Source organism: Streptomyces sp. NPDC001920 (assembly GCF_053594495.1).
In genome coordinates this window covers 182,205-188,514 of sequence record NZ_JBSFEP010000017.1, presented here as the reverse complement: position 1 = coordinate 188,514, position 6,310 = coordinate 182,205, and the positions used below count along the sequence as shown (strand labels likewise).

Genomic DNA, 6,310 nt, shown 5'->3' with positions numbered 1-6,310 from the left:
GTACTCCGGCGTCTGTAGGAGGCCGGGCACCACCATCGGCGCGTACTCGCTGATCTCAGTTGCTAGCCGTTCCAACTCCACCACGTGCGCGAAGTACTCCGTATACGGCTGCTCCTTGATGAGCTTTCGCCAAAGGCGCTCGAAAATACCGTCGGTTTGCAGAGCCTCATCAATCCGCTGGGCTACATCGAGCTGAGGCTTTCGAATTGCCTGTTCGAACTGTCCGATGTATCCGCCGGAGACGAATACGCGGCAACCCAACTCCACTTGAGTGATACCCGCGTTCTCCCGCCGCCTCTTCAACTCCGCCCCGAAGAACTCCCAGGCCGCCTGACGTGAACCGTTGGCCACGGCCAACCCCCTTGCGCTGCACCGTACTTGTAGCGCCCATTCGGGGCACAGACTCCTGCTGAGTGTAGGCGTCGCAGGTCAGGATGGAGATGCAATGAGTGAAACCCAAATGGGAGGGGAGTGACGTGACGGCACGACACTCGGCGCGGTGCGTCGAAGAGGCGGAGGATGCGGTGAAGGAATTGCGGGCGGTGCTGGAGAAGGCAGGAATTACGCTCCCGACACTCCGGATCGACCCCGGAAGTCTTGCGCGTGAGGCGCCGTGCCCGCTCGTCGAATTGGGCCGCTGTTCCGTCGAGACCGTGCGGCGCCTCGCGGCGGTGCTGCGATGAAGCCACCGATCGGGGCGTACGTCGTCGACACCCGTTCGGGTCGGATCGGGGTCGTGATGGGGCACGAGGGGCCGTACGTGCAGCTGAGACCGTACGGGGGCGGCAAGGAGTGGGACGCCGACCCGTCGGTCGTACGCCACGCGACACCCGCCGAGCGGCTCCGCGCGGCGACCGCGTACGCCAACGCACGCAGCCGGGGTGAGGTTCCTTGACGTAGGGGCGAGCGCATAGGGTGCGGCGGCATGGCTTTGTGGAGATGGAGAAGGCGGGGCGTGAAGGCGGCCCGCCGCTACCCCGTGCCGCTCACCGTTCACCAGCTGTGGATGGTGTCGCTGAGCGCGCCGGTGAGCCGGGACAAGAGCGCCTCGCGGACCACGTTGTACCCGTACACCCGCATCGACGACGACAGCGCCCGGCGCTGGCTGGCCGACCAGTGGGAGATCACCTCGCGCGAGGAGCTGGTCGACCGGCTGGACGACCTGTCCCGCAGCGGCTACCGGGCGCGGGCGTACCGGGAGACCGGGGTCGCGCCGCTCGCCTGGGACGCCGCCCTGTACGTCGACATCGCCCGCCGGGGCTTCGCCTGCGGGCTGATCGGTGAGACCGACGCCTGGACGGCGCTGAAGAACATCGTGCCGGCGGTGGCGGGGACGTACGGCTCCTGGCGGGAGTACGCCGATCACTACCTGCTCGGGCGCAAGGTGTGGCGCGAGGGGCTGCGCGGCGCCGGAGACCCGGACCTGCCGGCGTCGCAGGCGGTCGCCGACGCGCATCTGCGGGCCCTCCTGGACCCGGCGAACCGCTCCAGCCCGTGGAACCTGGCCCCCTGGGAGGCCATCGGCCGCCCCGACCTGGCCCTGCCCAAGCTCGGGCGTACGAGAGAATGACCCTATGAGTCTGTTCCGCGACGACGGCATCGTCCTGCGCACCCAGAAGCTGGGTGAAGCGGACCGGATCATCACGCTCCTGACCCGTGGGCACGGCCGGGTGCGGGCCGTGGCACGCGGGGTGCGGCGGACCAAGTCCAAGTTCGGTGCGCGACTCGAACCCTTCTCCCACGTCGACGTGCAGTTCTTCGCGCGGGGGAGCGAGCTGGTGGGCCGCGGGCTGCCGCTGTGCACGCAGAGCGAGACCATCGCCCCGTACGGCGGCGGCATCGTCAGCGACTACGCCCGCTACACCGCCGGGACGGCCATGCTGGAGACCGCCGAGCGGTTCACCGACCACGAGGGCGAGCCGGCCGTCCAGCAGTACCTGCTCCTCGTCGGCGCCCTGCGCACCCTGGCCCGCGGTGAGCACGCCCCGCACCTCGTCCTCGACGCCTTCCTGCTGCGTTCGCTCGCCGTCAACGGCTACGCCCCCAGCTTCAGCGACTGCGCGAAGTGCGGGATGCCCGGACCGAACCGCTTCTTCTCGGTCGCCTCCGGGGGCTCCGTATGCGTCGACTGCCGGGTGCCCGGTAGCGTCGTACCGTCGCCGCAGACCCTGGAACTGCTCGCCGCGCTGCTTACGGGAGACTGGGCGACGGCGGACGCCTGCGAGGCACGGTACGTCCGGGAGGGCAGCGGACTGGTCTCCGCCTACCTGCACTGGCATCTGGAACGCGGTCTGCGTTCGCTTCGGTACGTGGAAAAGTAAGGGAGACGAGAAGCACATGGTCGTACGCGGGTTCCTGGGGCGGCAGCGCCGCGAGTACCGGACGCCGGAGCCGCATCCGTCCGGTGCCCGCGCGCCGAAGCTCCCCGGAGAGCTGGTCCCCAACCATGTGGCGATCGTCATGGACGGGAACGGCCGCTGGGCGAAGGAGCGCGGACTGCCGCGCACCGAGGGCCACAAGGTCGGCGCCGAGCGGGTGCTGGACGTCCTTCAGGGCGCGATCGAGATGGGCGTGGGGGCGATCTCCCTGTACGCCTTCTCCACCGAGAACTGGAAGCGCTCGCCCGACGAGGTGCGCTTCCTGATGAACTTCAACCGTGACTTCATCCGCAAGACCCGCGACCAGCTCGACGAGCTGGGGATCCGGGTGCGCTGGGTCGGCCGGATGCCCAAGCTGTGGAAGTCGGTCGCCAAGGAACTCCAGGTCGCGCAGGAGCAGACCAAGGGCAACGACAGACTGACGCTGTACTTCTGCATGAACTACGGCGGGCGGGCCGAGATCGCGGACGCCGCGCAGGCGCTCGCTCAGGACGTGAAGGCCGGGCGGCTGGACCCGTCGAAGGTGAACGAGAAGACCTTCGCGAAGTACATGTACTACCCGGACATGCCGGACGTCGATCTCTTCCTGCGGCCCAGCGGCGAGCAGCGCACCTCCAACTACCTTCTCTGGCAGAGCGCTTACGCCGAGATGGTCTTCCAGGACGTCCTGTGGCCGGACTTCGACCGGCGCGACCTGTGGCGGGCGTGTGTCGAGTTCGCGTCCCGCGACCGCCGCTTCGGCGGCGCCATCCCGAACGAGGAACTGATGGCCATGGAAGGCAGGCAGGACGAGGACTGAACCGGTCGCGTGCGGGGCGGAATCGAACGCTAGGGTTCCGCCCATGGATCACCAGGGGCGGGACATCATCCAGGGCGCGGACGCCGTCGAGCTGGCCTACCGGCCGACACGCGCCGACATACGCCGGGGCATCCAGGTACGGGACCGCATCCGCAGGCTGACGCTGCTGCGGTGGGCCCTGACCGCGATGCTCGCCGCGTTCGCCGCGCTCGTCGCTCAAGACGGGGTGTGGGCCGCGCCGGCGGTGGTGCTCATCCTGCTGTGCGCACTCGTGGTCCTCGGCACGCCCTGGATCCAGGCCAACCAGGTGTTGCGGGCCGTCTCCTGGCAGGGCGAGTACCGCACCACGGTGACCGACGCCGGGATCACCACCGACACCGAGCACACCACGCTGGCCCAGCGCTGGTCGCTGTTCCGCGGCTACCGCGAGACACCTGAGCACATGGTGCTCCTCAGCCGCGACCCGAACATCCTGGTCCTTGAGGTCCTGCCCAAGCGGGGACTGCGCGGCGAGCAGGACGCGGACCGCCTGCGGGCCCTGCTGGAGCGCCACCTCACTCGCGTATGACGGTCCCTCGCGCCGTCCGTGGTGCCGCGGCGGCCGCCGTCTTCGCCTTCGCGGCGCTCGTCGTCGTCTTCGCGTTCGGCGGCACGATCGAGATGGAGTCGTTCCCGGGACCGCGGGAGAACCTCGCGCCCGTCGTCGTCGGCATGCTGGTGTTCGCGCTGCTGGTCACCGGCGGCGGGCTGGCGCTCGCCGGGCGACGGTCGTACACGGCGTGGGTGGTGGCCGCCGCCCTCGTGGCCCTCATGGGACTGCGGATGTGGACGCTGGCGCCGATGCTGCACTGCTGGTCGTACGACAGCGTGAGCCGTGACGACGACGGCGCCTACCGCTGTCTGAACCGCGGCGACATGCTCCCCTGAGCGCGCCGCCCCTCGCCCGGGGCCGAGTGATCAGCCGCCGGAGGCCGCGCACTCCGCGCACGTGCCGAAGATCTCCACCGTGTGGTCCACGTTCACATAGCCGTGCTCGGCGGCGATGGAGTCCGCCCACTTCTCCACGGCCGGGCCCTCGACCTCGACCGCCTTGCCGCAGACACGGCAGACGAGGTGGTGGTGGTGTTCGCCGGTCGAGCAGCGGCGGTAGACCGACTCGCCGTCGGACGTGCGCAGGACGTCGACCTCACCGGCGTCGGCGAGGGACTGGAGGGTGCGGTACACCGTCGTCAGCCCGACCGAGTCGCCCTTGTGCTTGAGCATGTCGTGGAGCTCCTGCGCGCTGCGGAACTCGTCGACCTCGTCGAGCGCCGCCGCCACGGCAGCCCGTTGCCGGGTGGCTCGGCCCTTCACGGGCGGTCCAGCGGTCGTCACCGGTTGCCTCCAAACGTCTGCGCCTTGCCGGGCCATTGTGCCAGCCCGAACTGCCGGCGGTCAGACGCCGACCTTCCCGTCGGTTCCCCTGCTGGCCGGAATCGCACACTCCGCCGGGTCGCCGACGGGTTCGGCGACGGCCATGGCGCGGGCCCTGCGGCGGGCCAGCGGGGCCGCCAGTGCCGTCAGCGCGAGGAACGCCCCGATGGTCAGCAGCACGATGGTCGCGCCGGGCGGAACGTCCTGGTAGTACGAGGTCACCGTGCCGCCGATGGTGACCGCGACGCCGATCGCGACGGCGATCGCGAACGTCGCCGCGAAGCTTCGGGTCAGCTGCTGGGCCGCCGCCACCGGGACCACCATCAGCGCGCTCACCAGCAGCAGCCCGACCACCCGCATCGCGACCGTGACCGTCACCGCCGCGGTGATCGCCGTCAGCAGGTTCAGGGCGCGGACCGGAAGGCCGGTGACCCTCGCGAACTCCTCGTCCTGGCTCACCGCGAACAGCTGACGGCGCAGACCGAGGGTGACCAACACCACGAACGCGGCGAGCAGACAGATCGCTGTCACGTCCGACTCGCTCACCGTCGACAGCGAGCCGAACAGGTACGAGGTCAGGTTGGCGTTGGAGCCGGACGGCGCGAGGTTGATGAACATCACACCGCCGGCCATGCCGCCGTAGAAGAGCATCGCGAGGGCGATGTCACCGCGGGTGCGGCCGTACCAGCGGATCAGCTCCATCAGGACGGCGCCGAGCACCGAGACCAGCGTCGCCATCCACACCGGCGACCACGACAGCAGGAAGCCGAGACCCACGCCCGTCATGGCGACATGGCCGATTCCGTCGCCCATCAGGGCCTGGCGGCGCTGGACGAGGTAGATGCCGACGGCGGGCGCGGTGATGCCGACCAGGACGGCGGCGAGCAGCGCCCGCTGCATGAAGTCGTAGTTGAGGAAGTCCATCAGCTCAGCAGCCCCGTCCGGATCGGTTCGGCGTCGTGAGCCGCGTGCGGGTGTACGTGGTCGTGGCCGGGCAGGGCGTGCTGTCCGACGGCCTTCGGCGGCGGGCCGTCGTGCAGCACGCAGCCGTCGCGCAGGACGACCGCCCGGTCGATCAGCGGCTCCAACGGGCCCAGTTCGTGCAGGACGAGCAGGACCGTGGCGCCCCGGGAGACCTGCTCCCTGAGCGTCGTCGCGAGCACCTCCTGGCTGGCGAGGTCCACACCGGCCATCGGCTCGTCCATGATCAGCAGCTCGGGCTCGGGCGCCAGCGCGCGGGCGATGAGCACCCGCTGGTGCTGGCCGCCGGAGAGGGCGCTCACCGAGTCCTTCGCCCGGTCCGCCATGCCGACCAGGTCCAGGGCACGCCGTACGGCCTCGTGGTCGGCCTTGCGGAAGACGCCGAAGCGGGTGCGCGACAGGCGGCCCGAGGAGACGACCTCGCCCACCGTGGCGGGCACACCTCCCGCGGCCGTGGTGCGCTGGGGGACGTAGCCCACGCGATGCCAGTCGCGGAAGCGGCGCCGGGCCGTGCCGAACAGCTCGATCTCGCCGGCGCTGACCGGGACCTGGCCGATGATGCTGCGCACGGCCGTCGACTTGCCGGAGCCGTTGGCGCCGAGCAGCGCGACGACCTCACCGCGGCTCACGGTGAGGTCGATGCCGCGCAGGACGGGACGCGAGCCCAGCTCGGCGCGGATGCCGCGCAGGGATATGACGGGCTTGACGGGCTCGCTCATGCCGTCCTCCGTAGGGTGTC

11 protein-coding genes are annotated in these 6,310 nt (G+C 70.2%); 7 read left to right on the top strand and 4 right to left on the bottom strand.

Annotation, left to right across the window (positions count from 1 at the left end):
* Positions 1-351 (bottom strand): Scr1 family TA system antitoxin-like transcriptional regulator (locus ACWCPI_RS28060; protein ID WP_451040754.1); only part of this gene is annotated, 351 nt, incomplete at its 3' end.
* A 125-nt stretch (positions 352-476) separates the two neighbouring features.
* On the opposite strand from ACWCPI_RS28060, the gene ACWCPI_RS28055 reads away from it, so the two are divergent.
* Genes ACWCPI_RS28055 through ACWCPI_RS28025 form a run of 7 tightly spaced genes read left to right on the top strand, consistent with a single transcriptional unit; the run spans position 477 to position 4,104 of the window.
* Positions 477-683 (top strand): hypothetical protein, encoded by a 207-nt coding sequence (locus tag ACWCPI_RS28055; RefSeq protein ID WP_451040753.1) that lies wholly within the window; start codon positions 477-479, stop codon positions 681-683.
* Entirely contained in the window at positions 680-895 is a 216-nt protein-coding gene (locus tag ACWCPI_RS28050) for a hypothetical protein (RefSeq protein ID WP_019755592.1), read from the top strand. Before ACWCPI_RS28055 ends, ACWCPI_RS28050 begins: the two co-directional genes overlap by 4 nt.
* Positions 896-925: 30 nt before the next feature.
* Entirely contained in the window at positions 926-1,570 is a 645-nt protein-coding gene (locus ACWCPI_RS28045) for a DUF1266 domain-containing protein (RefSeq protein ID WP_451040752.1), read from the top strand.
* A gap of 4 nt (positions 1,571-1,574) precedes the next feature.
* On the top strand, positions 1,575-2,321 hold the full coding sequence (gene recO, locus ACWCPI_RS28040) for a DNA repair protein RecO (RefSeq protein ID WP_451040751.1): 747 nt from the start codon (positions 1,575-1,577) through the stop codon (positions 2,319-2,321).
* A 16-nt stretch (positions 2,322-2,337) separates the two neighbouring features.
* Complete coding sequence (locus tag ACWCPI_RS28035; RefSeq protein ID WP_451040750.1) at positions 2,338-3,177, top strand: isoprenyl transferase; 840 nt, start codon at positions 2,338-2,340, stop codon at positions 3,175-3,177.
* 43 nt (positions 3,178-3,220) lie between these two features.
* Entirely contained in the window at positions 3,221-3,745 is a 525-nt protein-coding gene (locus ACWCPI_RS28030) for a YcxB family protein (protein ID WP_451040749.1), read from the top strand.
* Positions 3,742-4,104 carry a hypothetical protein gene (locus tag ACWCPI_RS28025; protein WP_451040748.1) on the top strand — a complete coding sequence of 121 codons (363 nt, stop codon included), beginning with the start codon at positions 3,742-3,744 and terminating at the stop codon, positions 4,102-4,104. The genes ACWCPI_RS28030 and ACWCPI_RS28025 overlap by 4 nt, the downstream gene beginning before the upstream one ends.
* Positions 4,105-4,134: 30 nt before the next feature.
* On the opposite strand, the gene ACWCPI_RS28020 is transcribed toward ACWCPI_RS28025, so the two are convergent.
* From ACWCPI_RS28020 to ACWCPI_RS28010, 3 genes are read right to left on the bottom strand one after another with little or no spacing between them, the layout of a single operon-like run.
* Entirely contained in the window at positions 4,135-4,551 is a 417-nt protein-coding gene (locus tag ACWCPI_RS28020; protein ID WP_451040747.1) for a Fur family transcriptional regulator, read from the bottom strand.
* Positions 4,552-4,611: 60 nt separating this feature from the next.
* On the bottom strand, positions 4,612-5,514 hold the full coding sequence (locus ACWCPI_RS28015) for a metal ABC transporter permease (RefSeq protein ID WP_451040746.1): 903 nt from the start codon (positions 5,512-5,514) through the stop codon (positions 4,612-4,614).
* Positions 5,514-6,290 (bottom strand): metal ABC transporter ATP-binding protein, encoded by a 777-nt coding sequence (locus tag ACWCPI_RS28010; protein WP_451040745.1) that lies wholly within the window; start codon positions 6,288-6,290, stop codon positions 5,514-5,516. The genes ACWCPI_RS28015 and ACWCPI_RS28010 overlap by 1 nt, the downstream gene beginning before the upstream one ends.
* Between the last annotated feature and the right edge of the window lie 20 nt (positions 6,291-6,310).